This window comes from Betaproteobacteria bacterium, assembly GCA_009377585.1.
In the GTDB taxonomy this organism is placed as follows: Bacteria; Pseudomonadota; Gammaproteobacteria; order Burkholderiales; family WYBJ01; genus WYBJ01.
The window spans coordinates 1-20,984 of sequence record WHTS01000105.1 but is presented as its reverse complement, the minus strand read 5'-3'; the positions used below and the strand labels follow the sequence as shown (position 1 = coordinate 20,984).

Below are 20,984 nucleotides of genomic sequence, written 5' to 3'. Positions count from 1 at the left end.
GAAGCACGCCGGTGACTGTCCGCTGCAACCACCGGTGTACGAGCCCAACTATTGATCGTTCCGTATTGGACGACAGTCCAATACGGACGCGACGCTCCCCTCTCCCCCCGGAGAGGGGTTGGGGGTGAGGGACGAGCGTGACATGAAATAGGGAACGCTCGATAGAACCCGGCCCCCTAACGACGCCTTCTTTTGCCTCATTAGGACGAATAAGCCAATATGACAAGGTGATCGATAAAGCCAGTGTTCGGTGACTTGAAGTCTACGCGATGCCAACCCCATGCAAAGGACTCATACGCGCGCGTTGTAGCGCGGGCCCAGGCAGCCGCAAATGGACATGGTAGTGCGATCAGCTGCGCGCCTCGCGTCGTCGTCGCGGCTTGCGATGAGTGCCAAACAGCACCCGGCGATATTCGCGCAATCGTTCCAGCTGTCCTGACGCACCGCGTCGATCTCTCGCATCGCTAATCGGCGTTGAGCCGTTCCAGCATGAGCCTCATCCGCTCGCGGTCGGCAACCCGCAGCATCCGGCGCGCGAGCAGGCGCACGCTCGACAGATTGGTGCGCAGCACTTCCTGCTTTACCGCGAGTATCTGCGCCGGGTGCATCGAGAACTGGCGCAAGCCCAGTCCCAGCAGCAGGCGCGTGAGCTTCACGTCGCCGGCCATCTCGCCGCATAACGCCACCGGAGTGCCGGTTCGATTGGCGCCGGAGATGACCAGCGCCACCAGGTGCAGCACCGCGGGATGGAGCGGATCGTACAGATGCGCGACCGCATCGTCGGTGCGATCGATCGCCAAGGTGTACTGGATGAGATCGTTGGTTCCGATCGAAAGGAAATCGAGCTTGCGCGTGAACGTGCGCAGCGCCAGCGCCGCGGCCGGAACCTCGATCATGCCGCCGACTTCCAGTGCGGCATCGAACGGCTGCTCGCGGGCGGCGAGGGTCTGTTTCGCGATCGCCAGCTGCGTGAGCGTCTGATCGACCTCCGCGGCGCCCGAAATCATCGGAATGAGCAGCCGCACTTTGCCGTAGTGCGAGGCGCGCAGGATCGCCCGCAACTGGATCTGGAAGCGCTGCGGTTCGGTAAGGCAAAGGCGGATGGCGCGCAGGCCCAGGGCCGGGTTCTGCTGCCGAGGGCGCTCCATGCCGTCGACGTTGCCGTCGACGTTCTTGTCCGAGCCGAGATCGTAGGTGCGAATGGTGACCGGAAGCCCGTGCATCGCTTCGACCACTGCGCGATAGGCCTCGAACTGCTCTTCCTCGTTCGGCAGCGAATCGCGGTTCATGAACAGGAACTCGGTGCGGAAGAGCCCGATGCCGCTCGCTCCGGCTTCGTCGACGTCCGCAACGTCCTCCGGCAGCTCGATATTGGCGTGCAGCTCCACGCCGACGCCGTCGAGCGTGATGGCGCGCGTCGAACGCAGGCGGCGCAGCTTCTGCCGTTCGAGCTCGATCTGGTGCTGCCGCAGACGGTAGTCCGCGAGCACCTGCGGGTCCGGGTCGACGATCACCACCCCCTGGCTGCCGTCGACGATCAGCATCTCGTCTTCGCGGATGAGGCTGCGCGCGTGGTGCAGCGAGGCGACCGAGGGCAGGTTGAGGCTGCGCGCGACCACCGCGGTGTGCGAGGTCGCACCGCCCAGCTCGGTGAGGAAGCTGGCGAAATGATGCTGCTTGAACTGCAGCACATCGGCCGGCGACAGATCGTGCGCCACCAGGATCTTGCTTTGGCCGGCGGTGGTGATGTCGGGCACGTACCTCGGCTGGCCGCCCAGGGTGAGCATGATGCGCTCGACCACCTGCAGCACATCGGCTTTGCGCTCGCGCAGGTAGCCGTCCTCGATGGCGTCGAACTGCGACAGCAGCTCGTCGGCCTGGAGCTTGAGCGCCCATTCGGCGTTGCAGCGCTCGCGCTCGATGATCTCCCGCGGCACCTGGGACAGCAGCGAATCGTTGAGGATCATCATGTGCACGTCGATGAAGGCCTCGAACTCCGGCGGCGCCTTGGGCGGTATGTTCTCCCGCAAGGTCGCGAACTCGGCGCGCGTTTTCGCCACTGCGGCATCGAAGCGCGCGAGCTCATCGTGGATCTGGCTTTGCGGGATCTGGTAATGGCCGGCTTCGAGCCGCGTATGCGAGTGCAGCAGCGCCTGCCCGATGGCGATGCCGCCGCAGATCCCCGTGCCGTGGATGGTGAAGCTCATGGCGCCCCGTGAAGTCCTGCGCCTAGTCTAGCGTCAGTTGCAGCTCGAGCCCATAGTTCCATGCGCCGGAAGCAACCGGGTCTGCACTGCTGGAACGTGGATCGGGCCGGGCGCGTGGGCTACGCGGGCACGCTAGTCGGGCTCGCCGAAGCGCGATGCCACCAGCTGCACGAGCGCTTCCAGCGCGGATGATTCGTCGGGGCCCTCGATCTCCAGCAGCACGGTGCTGCCGCGCGCGGCAGCGAGCATCATCACGCCCATGATGCTTTTCGCATTGACGCGCTTGCCGTTGCGCGTGAGCCAGATCTCCGAGCTGAAGCGGGCCGCCGTCTGGGTGAGCTTGACCGATGCACGCGCATGAAGGCCCAGCTTGTTGACGATCTCAAGTTCCTGTTGCAGCACTGGCGCGCTCCGAAGGCGGCATGCGCACGACCCCTTCGGTTCCCCCCGAAAGCGCCTTCTCCAGCACGATCGCGAGCGGTTCGTTGCGATAGGTGAGGGCACGGATCAGCATCGGCAGATTGACCCCGGCGATGCCCTCGACCTTGCCCGGCACCAGCAGGTGGGTGGCAACGTTGCTCGGCGTACCGCCGAAGATATCGGTCATGACGAGAATGCCTTGACCCGAGTCCACGCTGCGGGCCAGGCGGATGGCAAGCGGCAGGATCAACTTCGGATCGTCCTGCGGCGTCACGCCGATCTGCACGAGTTGCCGCGGGCGGCTGCCGAGAATATGGCTGGCGCAGTGCAGCAGGCTTTCGCCCAGCATGCCGTGCGTCATGAGGAGAATGCCGATCATGACGAAGCAGAATTATCCAGGATTATGCTATTGCAGAGCACAATGAGCAAACCTCATGCGCGCTCGTGTGCTGCAGACTGGGAGCCGACGGGTGAATTTGCGACAGAGCCGCCGAGCGGAGCTTCGGCTGCAGCCGAATCGCTTCCGAGCGTCCTCACCCTCACTTGCAGTGCGCGCATCGGCATGCAGGCCGATGCCGCTCGCCCGGCGCGGACCATGGTCCGCGAATTCCCGGGCTTGCCCCCCAGCCCCTCTCCCGAAGGGAGAGGGGAGTCCAGCGCGTCGCGGATGTCATCCACGCTGCGAAAGCTCAGCTCGTAGCCACCTTGCGCTCGATCGCGTCCAGCATCATCCCGGCGACATTGAAGCCGGACTGCTCGGCGATCTCCTGGAAGCAGGTGGGGCTGGTGACGTTCACTTCGGTGAGGAAATCCCCGATCACATCCAGCCCCACCAGCAGCAGCCCCTCGGCGGCCAGGACGGGGCCCGCATGCGACGCGATCTCGCGATCGCGCTCGGACAACGGCTGCGCGATGCCGCGCCCGCCGGCAGCCAGGTTGCCGCGCGTCTCGCCCTGCTTGGGGATACGCGCGAGGCAATAGGGGACCGCTTGGCCGTCGATCAGCAGAATGCGCTTGTCGCCGCGGCTGATTTCGGGGATGTAGCGCTGCGCCATGATGGTGCGCCGGCCATAATGCGTGAGCGTCTCGATCACCACCCCGATGTTGGGATCGTTACGGTGCAGCCGGAATATCGACGTACCGCCCATGCCGTCCAGCGGCTTGAGGATGATATCGCCGTGCTCGGCCAGAAACTCGCGCAGCAGCGGCTCCTGGCGCGTCACGATGGTGGGCGCGGTGAACTGCGCGAAGCGCGCGATCGCCATTTTCTCGTTGTGATCGCGGATCGCGCGCGGGTCGTTGTAGACGCGCGCGCCTTCCTTCTGCGCCAGCTCGAGCAGGTAGGTGCTGTAGACGTACTCCATATCGAACGGCGGGTCCTTGCGCATCAGGACGGCATCGAAGTCCGCCAGCGACTGCAGCACGGGCTCGCCCGCCTCGTACCAGCGATAGGCATCGCCGGTGAGCTCGAGCTCGCGCGCGTGGGCGCAGACCCGGCCTTCGCGCCACAGCAGCTCCTCCTGCTGAATCGAGAAGATGCGATGGCCGCGCGCGCAAGCCTCGCGCATCATGGCGAAGGACGTGTCCTTGTAGGTCTTGATCGATTCGAGCGGATCGAGAATGAACGCGATCTTCATGTGAGCGCTAGCGTCCTGAGTCCGGGATTCGTTGCTGCAATCTCAATTGCGTGCCCCGCACCCGAGAGGGCAAAAGTGTCGAAATCGGCGCCAGACGCGGAACGCGAGACCGCAGCCAGGTTGGACACCTGGCGAGGATTCGCGACAATGTATGGCGTCGATTCTCGGCATCTTTTGCGCGGCGAATTTCGGACTCAGGACGCTACATCGCAGGCGATCAGGCGCGGGCCGCCTGCACAGGACGCGCGGCTTCGGCGGCCTCGAAGGCGGCTTCGGTTTCTTCCAGCTCGATGGCGGCGGCGACCAGTGCGAGGCGCGCCACGACACCGTAGGCATAGAAGCGATTAGGCGGGCAGTCGGGCGCGCCGGCGAGATCCGGCAGGCAGGGGCTCGCGAATGCGAGCGGCACGAAGTGCATGCCGGGTGCGTTGAGGTTCTGGTCCTTGCCACGCTCGGTGTGCACGCGATAGAAGCCGCCCACGACGAAGCGGTCGAGCATGTAGACCACGGGTTCCGCAACCGCGTCGTCGACGGTTTCGAAGGTGTGCACGCCTTCCTGCACCAGCACGTCGTGCACTTCGAGCCCTTCCTTCACCACCGCCATCTTGTTGCGCTGGCGCCGATTCAGGTCGCGGATCTCGGAGGGATCCTTGACGCTCATGATGCCCATTCCGTAGGTGCCGGCGTCGGCTTTGACGATGACGAACGGCTCTTCCTGGATGCCGTATTCCTTGTACTTCGCCCGTACGTCAGTCAGGATTTCTTCGACATAGCCTTCGAGGCATTCCTCGCCCTGGCGGCCGCGGAAGTCGATCTTGCCGCACGTCTCGAAAAAGGGATCGAGCAGCCAGGGATCGAAGCCGAGCAGCTCGGCGAACTCCTTCGCGACCCGGTCGTAGGCCGCGAAGTGGTTCGACTTGCGCCGCACGTGCCAGCCCGCATGCAGCGGTGGCAGAATGGCCTGCTCGATGCCGCGCAGCACGTCCGGAACGCCGGCGGAGAGGTCGTTGTTGAGCAGCACCGCGCACGGATCGAAGCCGTCGACCAGCACCCGGTTGCCCTTGCGCTGGATCGGCTCGAACACGAGCGAGCCGTTGCCAGGCACCTCGATTTGCGTCGGCGCCGTGATCTCGGGCAGCAGGCTTCCGATGCGCACGTTCATGCCGACCTGGCGCAGGATGTGGGCGAGTGCCGCCAGGTTCTGCAGGTAGAAGGTGTTGCGCGTGTGATTTTCCGGCACCAGCACGATGCCGCGCGCATCGGGACAGGCCTTGTCGATTGCGGTCATCGCGGCCTGCACGGCGAGCGGCGTGAATTCGGGCGCCAGGTTGTTGAACCCGCCGGGGAAGAGATTGGTGTCGACGGGCGCGAGCTTGAAGCCGGCGTTGCGCAGATCCACCGAGCAGTAGAACGGCACGGTGCGATCCTGCCATTGCGAGCGCAGCCAATGTTCGATGGTCGGTTGCGCCTCGAGCAGACGGCGTTCCAGGTCGAGCATCGGACCTTTGAGCGCCGTGAGCAGATGCGGGACGTTCATGGGCGGCCTCCGATTCGCGTGGCGGTGCGATGTTAGGGTGTTGCAGCGCCGCCGATCGTGTGAGTGATGTCTGAGCGACTTGGGCGTTGGAGGGCGGGATTGTAGCCGATGCCGGTCGCGCCAGCGCCCAGGAAAAGAAACGGGCGCCCGCGGGCGCCCGGGTCGAGTCTGTTGCCTTACGAATCAGGTGTTGTAGGCGTTCTCGCCATGCTCCGCGATGTCGAGGCCTTCCGCTTCCGCCTCGTCGCTTACGCGCAGACCCACGACCATGTCGACGATCTTGAGCAGCACGTAGCTGACCACGCCCGTGAAGACGAGGGTGAAGCCGACCGTGATCGCCTGGGTGGTCAATTGCGCCGCGATGCCCTCGTTGCCGGCGCCGAATCCGGTGCCGCCCAGGGTCGGGGAGGCCAGGATGCCGATGCCCAGCGCGCCGACGATACCGGCAACGCCGTGGACGCCGAACACGTCCAGCGAATCGTCGTAGCCCAGTGTCTTCTTGAGGCTCACTACCGCCCACAGCGAGATCAATCCCGCCGCGATGCCGAGCGCGATGGAGCCCATCGGACCGGCATTGCCGCAGGCCGGAGTGATGGCGACCAGACCCGCGATGGCGCCCGTGGCGATACCCAGCAGGCTCGGCTTGCCCTTGGCCATCCACTCCGCGAACATCCACGCGAGCGAGGCGGCCGCCGTGCACAACGTCGTGTTGATCATCGCAAGGCCGGCGCTGCCGCCTGCCGAGACCGCGCTGCCCGCATTGAAACCGTACCAGCCCACCCACAGAAGCGACGCCCCGATCAGCGTGAGGGTGAGGTTATGCGGTGGCATCGCCAGCGTGCCGTAGCCCTTGCGCTTGCCCAGCACGAGCGCCGCGACCAGACCGGCGATACCCGCGTTCATGTGCACCACCGTGCCGCCCGCGAAGTCGATCGCGCCCATGCCGGCGATCCAGCCGCCTCCCCAGACCATGTGGGCCATCGGCACATAGCAGAAGGTGAGCCACAGCGTCATGAACAGCAGCACGGCCGAGAACTTCATGCGTTCGGCATAGGCACCGATGATCAGCGCCGGCGTGATGGCGGCGAACGTGAGCTGGAAGTTCACCCACACGTACTCCGGTATGGTGGCATTGAGCGAATCCGGCGTGATCCCGGCGAGCATCAGTTTGTCGAAGCCACCGAAGAACTTGCCCTCGCCCGAGAAGGCGAGGCTGTAGCCGTAGACCGCCCACAGGATGCCCATCAGGCAGAACACGGAGAACACCTGCATCAATACCGACAGCGCGCTCTTGGCGCGAACCATGCCGGCGTAGAACAGCGCCAGGCCCGGGATGACCATCATCGTGACCAGCACGGTGGACATGAGCATCCAGGCCGTGTCGCCGCTGTCGAGCGTCGGTGCCGGCTTGGCCGCTTCGGCTGCAGGTGCCGGCGCTTCGGCCGCGGCCGCTGGGGCCGCTGACGCTTCGGCAGCCGGTTTCGCCTCGGGCGCCGCGGTTTGTGCCAACGTGGGTGCGGACAGCCCGAGCGCAGCGCACAGAGTGAGTAGCGTGAATAGGCGTTTCATCATGGTCTCCCTTACAGGGCGTCGGCCCCGGTCTCTCCGGTGCGAATCCGGATGACCTGTTCGAGTTCGAAAACGAAGATCTTGCCGTCGCCGATCTTGCCCGTATTGGCTGACTTCTCGATCGCCTCGATCACCTGCTCGAGCATGTCGCTCTTGATGGCGGCTTCGATCTTGACCTTGGGCAGGAAGTCGACCACGTACTCCGCGCCCCGGTAGAGCTCGGTGTGGCCTTTCTGGCGGCCGAATCCCTTCACTTCCGTGACGGTGATGCCTTGCACGCCGATCGCGGACAGCGCTTCTCGCACTTCGTCCAGCTTGAACGGCTTGATGATGGCGGTAACGAGTTTCATGGGTGCCCCCGTATGAGAATGGCTGGAAGCGGCGCGCCTGAGCATCGAGTTGCCAGGCGTCGAGTTGCCAGCTCTAGAAAGTCTTCTGCAGGAAGACGGTGAACGTGTCGCGGCCGAGGAAACGGCCGTTGGCGGTGTAGAACGCCTTCTGCCTGGAATTCATGTCGGTATCCGAATAGAACGCGCCGATCGTGAAGCTCATGGGCAGCGCGTAAGTGGCGCCGATCTTCCAGTCTTCGTAGCTCGCCTGTGCGTCGTTGGAAACCCCACCCGAACGGCCGTTGAATTCCTGCTTGCCCCAGTGGGCCTGCAGCGCAAACTTGTCGGTGATCGGAACGTTGGCGCTCAGATCCAGGTACCAGGTGCCGTCGCTATCGCGTACGCCGAAAGTCTTGTCGTCGAGGCTGTAGGAATATTTCGCCGTAAGCCACTTCCAGGTGAGTGCGCCATACGCTTCCACCGTGTTCGCCTTGATCCCGCCGGGTACGGCGCTGCCCGGATACCAGTAATAGAGCAGACCCACGTCGTAACCGAAATCGCTGTTGCCGATGGTCGACTTGTAGCCGCCGTAGAAGTCCCATTCCAGGCTGCCGCCGCGATCGTAGGCGCCGAAGTCCTTCAGCCAGCTGATGTTCGAAGCCCAGGTGCCGAGGTACAGGCCGCTCGAGTGGCTGTAGTCGAAGCCACCTTGCAATGCCGGCTCGCGATCGGTTTGCGTGAGGCCACGGAATATGTACTGACTGTAGAGACCGACGTTGCCCGTGAACGTGTGCGCTGCCGGCTCGGCGGCGTGCGCGACCGGAGCGGCGAAGGCGGTGGCGAGCAATGAGGCGACCAGCGTCTTTTTCAACATTGCGGAGTCCTTTCCCTGATTGGAGTGCGACGCGCCACGGGTAGCATTTAATATGCCAATAGCAATACTCCTATGGATCAGACGGTTAGGTAACGTCTTGGGCACGCCCGCAAAACGCCTTCGCACCATCGTGGTGCCGATGAACCAAGATGGTGCGGCTCGGTGCTAGATCATTGGTCGTATCGAATACGGCGACGACGCTTTGCTACACTGGCCCTCGAATCGCGACGAGGTGAACCATGGCCATGAATCGATCGAAGCTGATGGACGAGCTCGGCGAGCGGTTGCGTCAGGTGCTCGAAGCGAGCCCCGCCAAGGATCTGGAAAGGAACGTGCGCGCGGTATTGACCAGCGTTTTCGCGCGCCTGGATCTGGTTACGCGCGAGGAGTTCGACGTGCAGCGCGAAGTGCTCCTGCGCACCCGGGAGCGTCTGAACGAGCTGGAACGCAAGCTCGCGGAAATCGAGCGCCGCAGCGCAGCCAGCTGACACCTCTTCGCTACCAGCCGTCGCGGCCGGTGCGAGCAGCGCCCAAGCCATGTCCCTCGCAATCGTCTACAGCCGGGCGCTGGCGGCGATGGATGCGCCCGAAGTCACGGTCGAAGCGCACCTGGGTGGCGGCCTGCCGAGCTTCACGGTCGTAGGTCTGCCCGAGGCGGAAGTCCGGGAAGCACGCGACCGCGTCCGCGCCGCGTTGCAGAACGCCCGCTTCGAGTTTCCCGCGCGCCGCATCACGGTCAACCTCGCGCCGGCCGATCTGCCCAAGGAGTCGGGGCGCTTCGATCTGCCCATCGCTCTCGGTATTCTCGCCGCCTCCGGGCAGATTCCCAGCGAACGGCTCGGCGGCTGCGAATTCGTCGGCGAGCTTGCCCTGACCGGCGAGCTGCGCCCGATCCGCGGCGCGCTGCCGATGACGCTGTGCGCACGCGCCTCGGGCCGGGCGATTGTGCTGCCCAGCGTCAATGCTGCGGAAGCGGCGCTCGTGCGCGGCGCGCATATCCTGGGTGCCGCCTCGCTGCTCGAGATCTGCGCGCATCTTGCGGGCGACAAGGAACTGCGCCCGCATCCCTGCGAAGCCGCGGTGGCGCCGCTCGTACTGCCCGACATGGCGGAAGTGAAGGGGCAGCTACGCGCGCGCCGGGCGCTGGAAGTGGCCGCGGCCGGTGAGCACTCCGTGCTGATGATCGGTCCGCCGGGCACCGGCAAGTCGATGCTCGCATCACGCCTGCCCGGCATCCTGCCGGCGATGACCGAGCCCGAAGCGCTCGAATCCGCGGCCGTGCAATCGCTGGGCAGCACCGGTTTCAGGCTGGAGGCGTGGGGCCGGCGCCCGTTTCGCTCTCCGCACCATACCACCTCGGCCGTCGCCGTCGTGGGCGGGGGCAGCCACCCGCGGCCGGGCGAGATCTCGCTTGCGATGCACGGCGTGCTCTTCCTCGACGAGCTACCCGAGTTCGAACGCAAGGTGCTGGAGGCGCTGCGCGAGCCGCTCGATTCCGGCCGCATCACCGTTTCGCGGGCGGCGCGGCAAGCCGATTTCCCTGCGCGCTTTCAGCTCGTCGCGGCGATGAATCCCTGTTTGTGCGGCTTTCTGGGAGACGCGCGTTGTCGCTGCACACCAACGCAAGTTTCGAGGTATCGATCGAAGATATCCGGGCCGCTGCTCGATCGGATCGATCTTCAGATCGAAGTGCCGGCACTGCCGGTGGAAGAACTGCAGAGGCGGTCGGCCGGCGAGTCATCCAATGACGTTCGGCAGCGTGTGCAAGCAGCCCGCGACAGGATGTTGGCGCGGCAGGGGAGGCCGAATGCGCTTCTCGAGTCGGGTGAGATCGATAGACACGCGCACATGGATGACGATGGCAAGTCGATGCTGCTGCAAGCGATAGCGAAGCTCGGCCTTTCCGCACGCAGCTATCATCGAACGATCAAGGTGGCGCGCTCGATAGCCGATCTTGCGGGCAGTCAGAGGATCACGAGCACCTCCGTTGCGGAGGCGCTCGGGTATCGGCAAGCTCGGTGATCCATTCAGCTTATCTCGATCTCGAGGCGGAGCATACGTCTCGAGCGTATTGCCTGTAAACGACCGCTTCGGAGAGCTCCCGGCAATGGATTTGAAAATCAAGGGCAGGCTTGCGCTGGTGACGGGCTCGACGATGGGTATCGGGCACGCCGTCGCGGAAGCCCTGGCAAGTGAAGGCGCACGGGTGGTCGTCAATGGCCGCAACGAAGCCAGGGTGCGGAATACGGTGGCTGAGCTGTCGCGGCTTGGGGAAGCCCATGGTATCGCGGCGGACCTCGCAACCGCCGCCGGCGCGCAGGAAGTGCTGGCTGCGCTGTCAGCCATCGGACCGGTCGACATTCTGGTCAACAACGTGGGTTATTTCGAGGTCAAGGAATTCGGCGCGATCTCCGACCACGACTGGCTCGACATGTTCGAGCTGAACGTGATGAGCGGGGTGCGCCTTTCGCGCGCGTTGCTTCCCGGCATGCTGGAGCGCGACTGGGGCAGGATCGTGTTCATCGCCAGCGACCAGAGCGCCAAGCCCAATCCCGGCATGGCGCACTACGCGATGTCGAAGGCAGCGCAGGTTTCGATCGCGCGCAGCCTCGCCGAGCTCACGCGCGGCACGCGCGTGACCGTTAACAGCGCGCTCGTCGCGCCCACCTGGTCGGAAGGCGTGGAAACTTTCCTGGGGAAAGTCGCACCCAGTCTCGGCAAGACGGTTGACGAGATGCGCACCGCGTATTTTGAAACCACCGGGGCGACGTCGCTTCTCCAGCGCTGGGCGACGCCGGAGGAGATCGCTGCTCAGATCGCGTTTCTGTGCTCCGATCGCGCCGCCGCGATCAATGGAGCGGCGCAGCGCGTCGACGGCGGCATCATCCGCTCGCTGTTCTGAGATGGCATCACCCTGCCAGAAACTGTGTGCGTCCCTATTTCACCGCGCTGCCAGAAATTGTGTGCGTCCCTATTTCCCTAGAAATTGTGTGCGTCCCAATTTCCCTAGAAACGGCGTAGACATCGCCTGAATTCGCCGCGTCGGGCAACGCGTCCAGCCATGCCGCAAGGCTGCTCGCAGCGACCGGCTCCCCGAACTCCAGGTGCTGGCTCTCGCCCAGCGCCACGTCGAACCGGTAGGCGCCGAGTCGTTCGAGAAGCGCAAGGCAATCGTGCGCCGCCTGTCGGCGGATCGTGGTGAACTCGAACGACAGCGCGGGTACCCGGTAGGTCAGGCCGCGCAGCACCTCGGGCTCGGAACCCTCGACGTCGATCTTCACGAAACGCGGCGGACCGTGTGCGGCAACGAGCTGATCGAGCGTCACGACCGGGACTTCGATGCGCGCGTCCCATTCCTGGCCTTTCCAGCCCGGAGCACCACAGGTTGCACGAACGAACGCTGCCGAAAGGGTGCACACAGTGGGATTCGCCCGGTTCACGTGCAGGAGCGCGCGGCCGGTCCGCGATCCGGCCGCCGCGGCGACCAGGCTCACCTGCGGGTCGCGTCCGTGTATCAGCCGCAGGATCCGTTGACAGAGCGGCAGAGGCTCCAGCGCGACCACGCGGCAGCCCAGCCGGCGAAAGCTGGAGACGCGATCGCCGACGTGCGCGCCGATGTCGAACGCAAGATCGCCCGTACCCAGATAGCGGGCGTAAAGTCGATCCATGGCGGCCTCGCGCGCGCGGTCGCCATGGTACATCCGCAGCGAACGCAGCGCGCCGGCAAGCGCCCTCGATTTCATCAGCGGGTCGCGTCGATTGCCCGAAACCCCGCGGGCCAGCCGCTGCGTCGAAGGGGTCGCGCAGGTGCAACCCGTCGAGTGCGAAGCCGCTCACGCGACATTCCGGAGCTCATGCCCATTCGTCGTCATGCGGCCAGCCGGTCGAGCGCTGCCGCCCAGTGCGCGACCGCCTGCGGCCAGCTCGGGAGTGCGGCGCCGGCTTCGGCGGCGCCGGCCGCGAGCCGCGCGCGGAGCCGTTCATCATGGATCGCGCGCGCGAGCGCCGCGCGCAGTGCATTCACGTCCCCGGGAGGAACGAACAAGGCCGCCTTCGCAGGTACCGTGTCGGGTATCGCTCCGGCCGTCGTCGCGACGATCGGCAACCCGTGGACCAGAGCCTCCGCGAAAGCCATGCCGTAGCCCTCGTGGAAGGAGGGCAGGACGAACACGTCCGCGGCGACGTACTCGCGCGCGAGCTGCGGAGATGAGAGCTCGCCTGCAAGACGCACCCTGTCCGTGAGTCCGTGCGCGGCGACGGCCGCTCGAACGCGCGTCGTGGCCTGTGGATCCCGCTCGAGACTCCCGGCGCACACGAGCGTCCACGCCGCGTCGCGCAATTGCGCGAGCGCCTCGATCAGCAGCGCGTGACCCTTGCGCGCGGTGAGCGTACCGACGGCGAGCAGACGCACGGTAGCGCCGGCGCTGCGGCGGATGGCTGCCGCGGGCCGGGCGGTGCCGGGCGGGGCGACAGCGATCCGCTGCGCGTCGACGCCTGCCGTTTCGATGGCTCTTGCAGTCGCAGCGCTCGGGCAGATCACGCCGCGCAGCAGCGGCCACAGACGTGCCTCCAGCGCTGCATAGCGCGCCGCCTCGACCGGGCGAAGGCCGGTTTCCAGCGCCAGCGGGTGGTGCACGAAGCCGACGATCCGCAGCCGCCTTGCATGCCGTCGAAGGCAGCGGGCGAACCCCGCCAGCGCAAGGCCATCGACGACTGCGACGGCGGCATCCGGCAGGCGGTCGAGCGACGCCTCGCAATCCTTGCGCGTGACCGCATCGGCCGCCGGGAAGCAGCCGGGCAGTTCCACCACGTCTACCTTGCGGCCGCAGGCCCTCATGCCCTCCACCACGTGGCGGTCGAAGAGATATCCGCCGGTGCGCTGATCGAGCGGCCCGGGCACGAGAAAGTGGACGTGCAACTGCTGCGCGGGGCCGAGGATCGTGCCCGCGAAACCGTGCGCGATCATGCTGTGGTCGGACACGGCGAGGCTGTACATGGCCGCGGAGCCTCCGGATTCAGACATGGGTCGCGCTCGCACTGGCCGCCGTCGCAGCCCTCATGGCACGGGCTCCTGGAGAGACGCCACGATGCGCGCATCGCGACTTGCGCCCTGAGACCTGGCGTCTCTTCCGTTCGGCCGGCGCGGACCATGGTCCGCGAATTCCCGGCCGAACTCCCCAACCCTTCTCCCAGAGGGAGAAGGGAGCGTCCAGTGCCCGCTGACGCGGGCGGGTTCCTGGAAAGGGGCGGCGAGCGGGGCAAACGGCCGTGGCAGATGCCAGTGCACATCCGGGTGGAACTCTTCCGGCAGGCGGCAGATGCCCGCGGCCATCAGCGCGCGACCGAACGCTGGATGCGCGGTCAGCATCGCGATCGGGATGCTCGCGCCAAGGCCAATGTAGATCGGCAGGCCGAGCGCCCAGAAGAGCCCGGGCGACTGGATCAAGAGGCAAACGAGACCCGCGATGCCGAGGAGCGTCTGCGGCCACAGACTTGCGGCCGCATGACGAAACGGCAGCCCCGCGGCATCGCGCTGCTGGCCGGTCCAGCCCATTTGGCGTCCGAAAGCGCCGCTCAGCAGGAAGAACGTGACGGCGACCGCGCAGATCGGAGCGATCATCATCCAGAACAGCGTTTCGATCGCCGCGCCGGCGAGCACGTGCGCGCTGCCGCCGAACGCGGCGCGCAGCCTCGGCCGTGCCAGGACGTCTGTGAGCGTGGCGAGTTTCGGCGCGAAGGTCATCGCGATCGCGAGAGCGAACAGCGCGAGCCCAACCTCTTCGCGTACCGGCGCCGAGCGGAAGGTGCCCATCAGCAGGAAGCCGATCCAGCCCACCGGGCTCAGGTACATGGCAATCGCAAGAGCGATCTGGCAGCGGCTGAGGAACTTCAATTTCGGCAGCACGAGAAAATGGAAGTACTGCAAGTTGCCCTGGCACCAGCGCAGGTCGCGCCGGATGAACTCGGTGAGCGTCGGCGGGTTTTCCTCCCAGCTGCCGCCCTCGTCGATCAACACGCGCACCTCGTAGCCCGCGCGGCGCATGAGCACGGCCTCGATCTGATCGTGGCTCAGCACGTGCCCGCCGAGCGGCGGCGTCCCGGGTAGCAGCGGAAGGCGGCAGTGCTCGATGAAGGGCGCGAGCCTGAGGATGGCGTTGTGCCCCCAGTAGGGGCCGCAGTCGCCCTGCCAGCTGGCGGCGCCGAGGGTGTAGGAGCGCATGCCGAGACGCATGCCGAACTGGAAGATGCGCGCGAATGCGCTCGCGCTGGGCAGACCCGTGACGAGCGTCTGCAGGATGCCGATGTGGGGGCGGCGCTGCATGATCCGCACCAGCCGCAGCATCGCCTCCGCCGTCATAAGGCTGTCGGCGTCGAGCACGATCGCGAACGCGTGATCGGGTCCCCAGCGCTCGCAGAAGTCGCGGATATTGCCCGCCTTGTAGCCGGTGCTGTGGCTGCGCCTGCGGTAAGTGACAGCGAGCCGGGCCCCGAACCGTTGCGACAGCTCCTGCGCGACCGCTTCCTCCGCAGCAGCAAGCGCGGGGCGGTCGCTATCGCTCAGCACATAGAGGTGGAAGCGCTTCGCCTCGGCGCGGGCCGCGAGCCCGCCGATCATCCACGACAGGTTGCGGCACAGCCGCTCGGGATCCTCGTTGCGGACGCAGACCAGCAGCGCGGTGGATTCGGTGATGGGGTCGTCGCCGACCGGTTCTTGCAGCTCGGGCGATACGACGGCGGCCGGGGTGCGCGAGAAAGCCATGAGGACGAGGCCGATCACGGCATTCCAGAACCCGATGACGGTCCAGGGTAGCGTGATCGAGAATGCCGCCAGCATCGCAAGGCCGATCGGATCGGGGCGCTCGACGAAGAGCGTCGAGGCCATGAGGACGAGCATGCCCGCGGCGGTCACGCTGCAGAGGAGCAGGAAGCCGATGCGGCGCAGGCGAAGGCCGCGCGCCGCGCGGCCGGAAATGGCGTGGTACAAAGCTGGTCTCGGGTCGAGGGTAGTATCCCTACAGCATGCGCTGCAGCAACCCATCCTTGCGGATGAAGGTGTGATAGAAAACGCCTGCGACATGTCCACCGATGAGCGCGATGATCGAAAGCGCACCGATGCGGTGCGCAAGCGCAAGGAGCTTCGCGAGCTCCTCGTCCTTGCCGAGCGGAGACGGCAGCGGCAGCACTCCGAACACGGACAGCGGAAAACCCCAGGCGTTCGTTGCGAGAAAGCCGATCACCGGCAGCGTCAGCAGCAGCACGTAGAGCGCGACATGGGTCGCGTGAGCCGCGACCCGGATCACGGCGGGCGTATCGGCGGGCAGCGGCGGCGGAGGATGCCTCCGGCGATAGGCGAGGCGCATCAGCGTGAGTACCCATACGATCACGCCGAGGCTCTCGTGGACGTTGTAGAGCCGCAGCTTGAATGCTTCCTCCTCGGGCCGGAAATAGGCGATCCAAAGACCCAGGACAATGATCACGCCCACCAGGGCCGCGGTGATCCAATGGATGCAGCGCGCGGGGACGGCGTAGCGGACGGTGCTCATGGTGTGGACTCGGCGGGTCGGCGGCTGCAGATCGGGACAGGTGTCTCGGACGCAGCGGAGTATACCGCCGGGGCGGATAACCACTCGCGCTGTCGTGTCGATTCGAACCGTATGCTCGCTTCTGCGAGCCCGCTCCGACCAGTCGAGCGGCCGCCCATGAGCTCGTCTAGTACGGTGAATCGTAAATTCGTCGTAATTCGTCATTCCCGCGCAAGCGGGAATCCAGAAGGAGACTCCACCTGGACCCCCGCGTTCGCGGGGGTGACGAACTTCTGACTCAGGACACTAGAAGGGGGCCACCTCCAATTTACTCGACAGATTTTGCCGCCACGCGCCGCAGCGCATTCATGAGTCGGGCGGCTACCGGCGGTAGATACGCCCCTGGGCGCGAAATGACACCAAGCGATCGTTCGATCCGAAGCGGCGCAACGTCGAGTAGCGCCAATTCGCGCATCGCGCCGGAAGCTCGCACCGCGCCGGTGGGTAGATAGCCGACCATATCCGAGCGAGCCACCGCAGCGAGCAGCACCTGCGTCGAGTTCGACTCGAGCGCCACATCCGGCGCCGGCAACCGGCTCGTTTGAAATGCGTGTTGCAGCGTGCGCCGCGAAGTAACCGATGCGTTGGGCAACGCCCATCGGACACCGGCGAGCTGCGAGAGATCTATTTGGCGGGCTCGCGCAAGTGCATGCCGTTTGCGGGTAAATACCGTCAACACGTCTTCGCCGAGCGACTCGTAGGTCATACCCGCAATACGGGGCTCCGGAAAACTGCCGAACACGAGATCGAGCTCGCCGCGCTCGAGCGCTGCGAGCAACACGTCACTGAGCCCCACGACGACCTGAATGAACAGCCTTGGCGATCCGCGCAACAGCTCGGCGCATACCGCTGGCAATATGTGCTCACCCGCTGTCGGCCCCGTGCCAATCCGCAACTGACCTGATGCCCCTGAGCTCAGATCCTTCGCCTCACGCAATGCGCCGTCGACAGCCGTATGAATATGCGTCGCGCGCGCGATCAGGGCGATACCGACCTGCGTGAGCACTACGCCGCGCGGTGTGCGTTCCAGCAATCTTGCTCCCACGGAAGCCTCCAACCGGGCGACGCTCTTGCTCAACGCAGGCTGCGTGAGCTTGAGCGTTTCCGCCGCCCGCCCGATGTGGCCGTGCCGAGCGACAACGCGAAAGTACTCCAGATCCCGAAGCTCCATAGATTCCTAAAAGTTATCCGATGCTCACCTACTGGAATTTTACGGCATGGAACGGTTGCGCCAGAATGGGGCGGTCGTCACGGCTCACCGAGTCTGGCCACCGTAAACATCTTTCGGGTGCGCGACGATTACGAACGCTGGTCGATGGTGGTGAAGAACGCGGGCATTACCCTGGACTGACCCGGTGTGTTCAGGGCGCGGCCTGCTACGCGCCCGGTTCCGACAAGCGAAGGCGGCATGAGCACAATGGTCGAAACCGCCGTGCTGAGCAACGATATGAAAAGTGTTCCAGGTCTCGAAGCTCCATCGATGGCTGGAAGTCCAACAACCGCTACCCATCAACCCGCGGTCGCGCAGCCTGCGGTCCAGTCCGAGCAAGCGCAGGTCGAGCGATGGCTCGAGCAACTGAATGCAGCACTACGGAGCGCAAATCCAGCATCTGTCGCGTCGCTGTTTGCGCTCATGACCAACCTGCACGAGCTGAAGGGCTTCGAGGAAAGGATCGGCGAACGACGACCCACGGGCGAGGCCTATTCGCGCAATTTCGGCGGCACCAACTGGAAGGACCAGCGCATCGCCAGCGAACGTTACGCCGACCGCGAGCCCACCGCGCTGGTGGTCGGCGGCGGCCAGGCCGGGCTGACCGTGGCCGCAGCGCTGGGTCATTTGGGCGTGGACACGTTGGTGATCGACAGGCTGCCGCGCGTGGGCGATTGCTGGCGCACGCGTTACCACTCGCTGGCACTGCACAATCCCACGCAGTTCAATCACCTGCCCTACATGCCGTTTCCTCCCAACTGGCCCGTGTATCTGCCCAAGGACATGCTCGCCGAGTGGTTCGAAGCCTACGCCATGGCGATGGAGATCAATTTCTGGACCAGCACCGAACTGGTCAGCGGCAGCTACGATGACGCCAGCGGCCGATGGTCAGCCGTGTTGCGCAACACCGCCGATGAGCGCCAGCGTACCGTGCGGCCCAAACATCTCATCTTCGCCAACGGCTTGGTCGGGGCACCGAACATACCCGAACTGCCCGGCCTCAAGGAGTTCAAGGGCGACCTGATGCACACCAGCGCGTTCAGCAACGGCGCCAACTGGCGCGGCAAAAAGGCGCTGGTGCTGGGCACCGGCAGCAGCGGTCACGACATCGCCCAAGACCTGCACGCCAATGGCGCCGAGACCACCATCATCCAGCGTGGTCCCACCATGGTGTTGAGCATCAGTCCGAGCGCAAAGCTCACCTATGGCATCTACGACGGCGTGCCGCTCGAGGATGGCGACCTGTTCGCGATCGTTAACACCCTGCCGGTGTTAAAGCGCATCCTTGAGGCCATGACCGCGCGCATGGTCGAATTCGACCGCGAACTGATCGACGGCCTGGTCGCCCGCGGCTTCAAGTGGCACGACGGCGAAGACCACTTGGGGCACAACATGCTGATACGCACGCGCTACGGCGGCTATAACCTCGACGCCGGCTGCTCCGAGCTGATCGTCAAGGGCGAGGTGGGCCTGCTGCAATTCGATGCGATCGAACGCTTCGCCACCGGAGGCGCTTTGCTCAAGGACGGCTCGCTCCAGCCCGCAGACCTGATCGTCCTCGGCACCGGCTTCGTACCGCAGGAAGCGGTGGTGAAAAAGCTGCTGGGCGAATCCGTCGCAAACAAGGTCGGGCCGATCTGGGGCCTGGGTACGGACGGCGAAATGAACAACATGTGGAAGCGTACGCCGCAGCAAGGCCTGTGGTTCGTGGGCGGCAGTTTTTCGAACTGCCGGATCTTCTCGCGCCATGTGGCGCTGCAGATCAAGGCGATCGAGGAAGGGCTTATGCAACAGTAGGGCGTCTATTCACACCTCAATGAGAAACTGTAGTCATTTTCCACATAGGATGATCACGACATGACCTTTGTGTTTCGTTGTGCACTACTGGTGCTGGCCTCGCAAATGACAGGGTTCGGCGCGCACGCGCAACAGCCGTACCCTTCCAAGCCGATACGCATGCTGATCCCCTCGCCGGCTGGCGGTGGCACCGACACCCTGGGCCGTTTATTGCAACCGGGTCTGGCGGAATCATTGGGGCAACCGGTGGTGGTGGACAATCGCGGCGGCGCCAGCGGACAAATTGCGGGAGCCGCACTCGCGAAAGCCACCCCCGATGGCTACACGCTGCTTTTTGCCTACGGCGGCGTGCTCACCACCGGCTTGCCACTCTATGGCAAGTTGCCGTATGACCCGATGCGCGATTTTGCGCCCGTTGCGATGCTGGCGCATGTGCCGGGCGTGCTGGTGGCGCATCCGTCGTTTCCCGCCAAGTCGGTGAGCGAGATTATCAAAATGGCGAAAGCGAAGCCGGGCGCGATGACGCACGGCACGTCCAGCATCGGCTCGAGCTCGCATTTGAACATGGTGCTGTTCAAGCAGATGGCGGGCATCGATATGCTGCAGGTGTCGTACCATGGCGATGCACCGGCGCTGGTGGCGTTGATGGGCGGGCATGTCCCGTTTGCGTTCAGCCATACGGTGGCGGCGCTGCCGCACATTCGGTCGGGCAAGCTGCGCGCGATTGCGGTGGCAACCGCGAAGCGCGTACCGATTTTGCCGGATACGCCGACAGTCGCCGAAAGCGGGCTGCCCGGCTTCGAAGGGCTGCTGTTCTATTGCCTCATGGCGCCCGCAAAAACCCCTTCAAGCGTGATCAACAGACTGCACGAAGTGGTGACCCAGCTCAAACATTCGGCGTCGGTCGAACAGCGGCTTACGTCGTTGGGCGCAGTGCCATACGACATGCCGCTCGCTGCCATGGCGCCCTTCTTGCAAAGCGAGCTCGACAAATGGACGCGCGTTATCAACGCCGCCGGAATAAAACCTAAGCGGTAGTCGGGTCCGCCGGACTTCACCGGGGGCCGGTCTCGGATGCCAGAACCGGTGTGGCCGGAACGTCCATGATGTGAACGAGCGCATACCGCCTGTCGTCCGCCTGGCCCCGTTACGCACGTGGTCGTGTCAGGAAATTCCTGACACGGTTTGTAGGCGCCGGCTGACTTCGGTCGAGCGCCCCCTCGGCTAATGTGCGCACATGGCGCCGCAAGACGACAGCCTGCCGCGGCCGATTCGGGCCCGCGGGCGCGTTCGTCCTTGCCTTGTCCGCTCCGACTCCCGGCGGAGAGACGTTGACAGCGGCGCCTCCGAGGTCACGGTCCGGGCTGTGTAACCCACGAAAAGGGGATGCGACATGCAAGCAATATTGACGAGTAAGCCGACGCACGAAGTCATCGCGGCCATCCAGGCGCTCGATCTCGATTCCGTGAAGTCGAGGCTGATGGATGCGGAATTGGGCGAGGGCTGGACGCGCGAGTATGCCGAGCGGATCGAAGCCGCGTACAGAACCTACCTCACCATGCTGGTCAAGCACCAGGAGCATGCCGAGCACATCATGCTGAGCAAGGATGTCGACGAGTTCTGGCATACGCATATCCTGCAGACGATGAAGTACGCCGCGGACTGCGAGGCCGTGTTCGGCGCCTTCCTGCACCACAATCCGCATGTCGGGGAGCGCACCCAGGCCGATCTGGACGAACGCGAGAAAATGGCTGATATCACGCGCGCGCTGTACGAGCAGGAATTCGGAGATGGCCGCGGTGCCAACGTCGCCTGGTCGGG

Annotated in this window: 19 protein-coding genes; 6 read left to right on the top strand and 13 right to left on the bottom strand. The window is 65.1% G+C overall.

What is annotated here, in order from left to right; all coding sequences use genetic code 11:
* Positions 1-464: 464 nt before the first annotated feature.
* The 8 genes from ptsP to GEV05_24085 all read right to left on the bottom strand — a co-directional run bounded on the left by ptsP (position 465) and on the right by GEV05_24085 (position 8,570).
* Positions 465-2,207: a phosphoenolpyruvate--protein phosphotransferase gene (ptsP, locus tag GEV05_24120; GenBank protein ID MPZ46416.1), complete on the bottom strand. Its 1,743-nt coding sequence runs from the start codon at positions 2,205-2,207 to the stop codon at positions 465-467.
* A gap of 132 nt (positions 2,208-2,339) precedes the next feature.
* Positions 2,340-2,609 (bottom strand): HPr family phosphocarrier protein, encoded by a 270-nt coding sequence (locus GEV05_24115; GenBank protein ID MPZ46415.1) that lies wholly within the window; start codon positions 2,607-2,609, stop codon positions 2,340-2,342.
* On the bottom strand, positions 2,590-3,006 hold the full coding sequence (locus tag GEV05_24110; GenBank protein ID MPZ46414.1) for a PTS fructose transporter subunit IIA: 417 nt from the start codon (positions 3,004-3,006) through the stop codon (positions 2,590-2,592). Before GEV05_24110 ends, GEV05_24115 begins: the two co-directional genes overlap by 20 nt.
* A gap of 310 nt (positions 3,007-3,316) precedes the next feature.
* A complete protein-coding gene (gene gshB, locus GEV05_24105; protein ID MPZ46413.1) occupies positions 3,317-4,264 on the bottom strand; it encodes a glutathione synthase in 948 nt (315 codons plus the stop codon).
* A gap of 217 nt (positions 4,265-4,481) precedes the next feature.
* Complete coding sequence (gshA, locus tag GEV05_24100) at positions 4,482-5,801, bottom strand: glutamate--cysteine ligase (protein MPZ46412.1); 1,320 nt, start codon at positions 5,799-5,801, stop codon at positions 4,482-4,484.
* A gap of 183 nt (positions 5,802-5,984) precedes the next feature.
* Entirely contained in the window at positions 5,985-7,370 is a 1,386-nt protein-coding gene (gene amt, locus GEV05_24095; protein MPZ46411.1) for an ammonium transporter, read from the bottom strand.
* Between the two features lie 11 nt (positions 7,371-7,381).
* Complete coding sequence (gene glnK, locus GEV05_24090) at positions 7,382-7,720, bottom strand: P-II family nitrogen regulator (GenBank protein ID MPZ46410.1); 339 nt, start codon at positions 7,718-7,720, stop codon at positions 7,382-7,384.
* A 73-nt stretch (positions 7,721-7,793) separates the two neighbouring features.
* Positions 7,794-8,570 carry a hypothetical protein gene (locus GEV05_24085; protein MPZ46409.1) on the bottom strand — a complete coding sequence of 259 codons (777 nt, stop codon included), beginning with the start codon at positions 8,568-8,570 and terminating at the stop codon, positions 7,794-7,796.
* Positions 8,571-8,818: 248 nt separating this feature from the next.
* Between GEV05_24085 and GEV05_24080 the strand changes: the two genes are divergently transcribed.
* The 3 genes from GEV05_24080 (at position 8,819) to GEV05_24070 (ending at position 11,475) form a co-directional block, all read left to right on the top strand.
* Complete coding sequence (locus GEV05_24080; protein MPZ46408.1) at positions 8,819-9,061, top strand: accessory factor UbiK family protein; 243 nt, start codon at positions 8,819-8,821, stop codon at positions 9,059-9,061.
* A 49-nt stretch (positions 9,062-9,110) separates the two neighbouring features.
* The gene (locus tag GEV05_24075; protein MPZ46407.1) at positions 9,111-10,595 is read left to right on the top strand and encodes a YifB family Mg chelatase-like AAA ATPase; all 1,485 of its coding nucleotides are present in this window, start codon (positions 9,111-9,113) and stop codon (positions 10,593-10,595) included.
* A gap of 85 nt (positions 10,596-10,680) precedes the next feature.
* A complete protein-coding gene (locus tag GEV05_24070; GenBank protein ID MPZ46406.1) occupies positions 10,681-11,475 on the top strand; it encodes an SDR family NAD(P)-dependent oxidoreductase in 795 nt (264 codons plus the stop codon).
* A 34-nt stretch (positions 11,476-11,509) separates the two neighbouring features.
* Here GEV05_24070 and GEV05_24065 read toward each other — a convergent pair whose 3' ends face one another.
* The 5 genes from GEV05_24065 to GEV05_24045 all read right to left on the bottom strand — a co-directional run bounded on the left by GEV05_24065 (position 11,510) and on the right by GEV05_24045 (position 17,327).
* Entirely contained in the window at positions 11,510-12,316 is an 807-nt protein-coding gene (locus tag GEV05_24065; protein MPZ46405.1) for an FkbM family methyltransferase, read from the bottom strand.
* 125 nt (positions 12,317-12,441) lie between these two features.
* Positions 12,442-13,596 carry a glycosyltransferase gene (locus GEV05_24060; protein MPZ46404.1) on the bottom strand — a complete coding sequence of 385 codons (1,155 nt, stop codon included), beginning with the start codon at positions 13,594-13,596 and terminating at the stop codon, positions 12,442-12,444.
* A gap of 33 nt (positions 13,597-13,629) precedes the next feature.
* Entirely contained in the window at positions 13,630-15,657 is a 2,028-nt protein-coding gene (gene mdoH / locus GEV05_24055; GenBank protein MPZ46403.1) for a glucans biosynthesis glucosyltransferase MdoH, read from the bottom strand.
* Positions 15,587-16,321, bottom strand: a complete 735-nt coding sequence (locus tag GEV05_24050) for a cytochrome b (protein MPZ46402.1) — start codon at positions 16,319-16,321, stop codon at positions 15,587-15,589. The genes mdoH and GEV05_24050 overlap by 71 nt, the downstream gene beginning before the upstream one ends.
* A gap of 103 nt (positions 16,322-16,424) precedes the next feature.
* Complete coding sequence (locus tag GEV05_24045) at positions 16,425-17,327, bottom strand: LysR family transcriptional regulator (GenBank protein ID MPZ46401.1); 903 nt, start codon at positions 17,325-17,327, stop codon at positions 16,425-16,427.
* A 237-nt stretch (positions 17,328-17,564) separates the two neighbouring features.
* Between GEV05_24045 and GEV05_24040 the strand changes: the two genes are divergently transcribed.
* The 3 genes from GEV05_24040 to GEV05_24030 form a co-directional block, all read left to right on the top strand.
* Entirely contained in the window at positions 17,565-19,163 is a 1,599-nt protein-coding gene (locus GEV05_24040; protein MPZ46400.1) for an NAD(P)-binding protein, read from the top strand.
* Positions 19,164-19,223: 60 nt separating this feature from the next.
* Positions 19,224-20,201 (top strand): tripartite tricarboxylate transporter substrate binding protein, encoded by a 978-nt coding sequence (locus tag GEV05_24035; GenBank protein ID MPZ46399.1) that lies wholly within the window; start codon positions 19,224-19,226, stop codon positions 20,199-20,201.
* A 355-nt stretch (positions 20,202-20,556) separates the two neighbouring features.
* On the top strand, positions 20,557-20,984 hold a 428-nt coding region (locus tag GEV05_24030), incomplete at its 3' end, for a hypothetical protein (GenBank protein MPZ46398.1).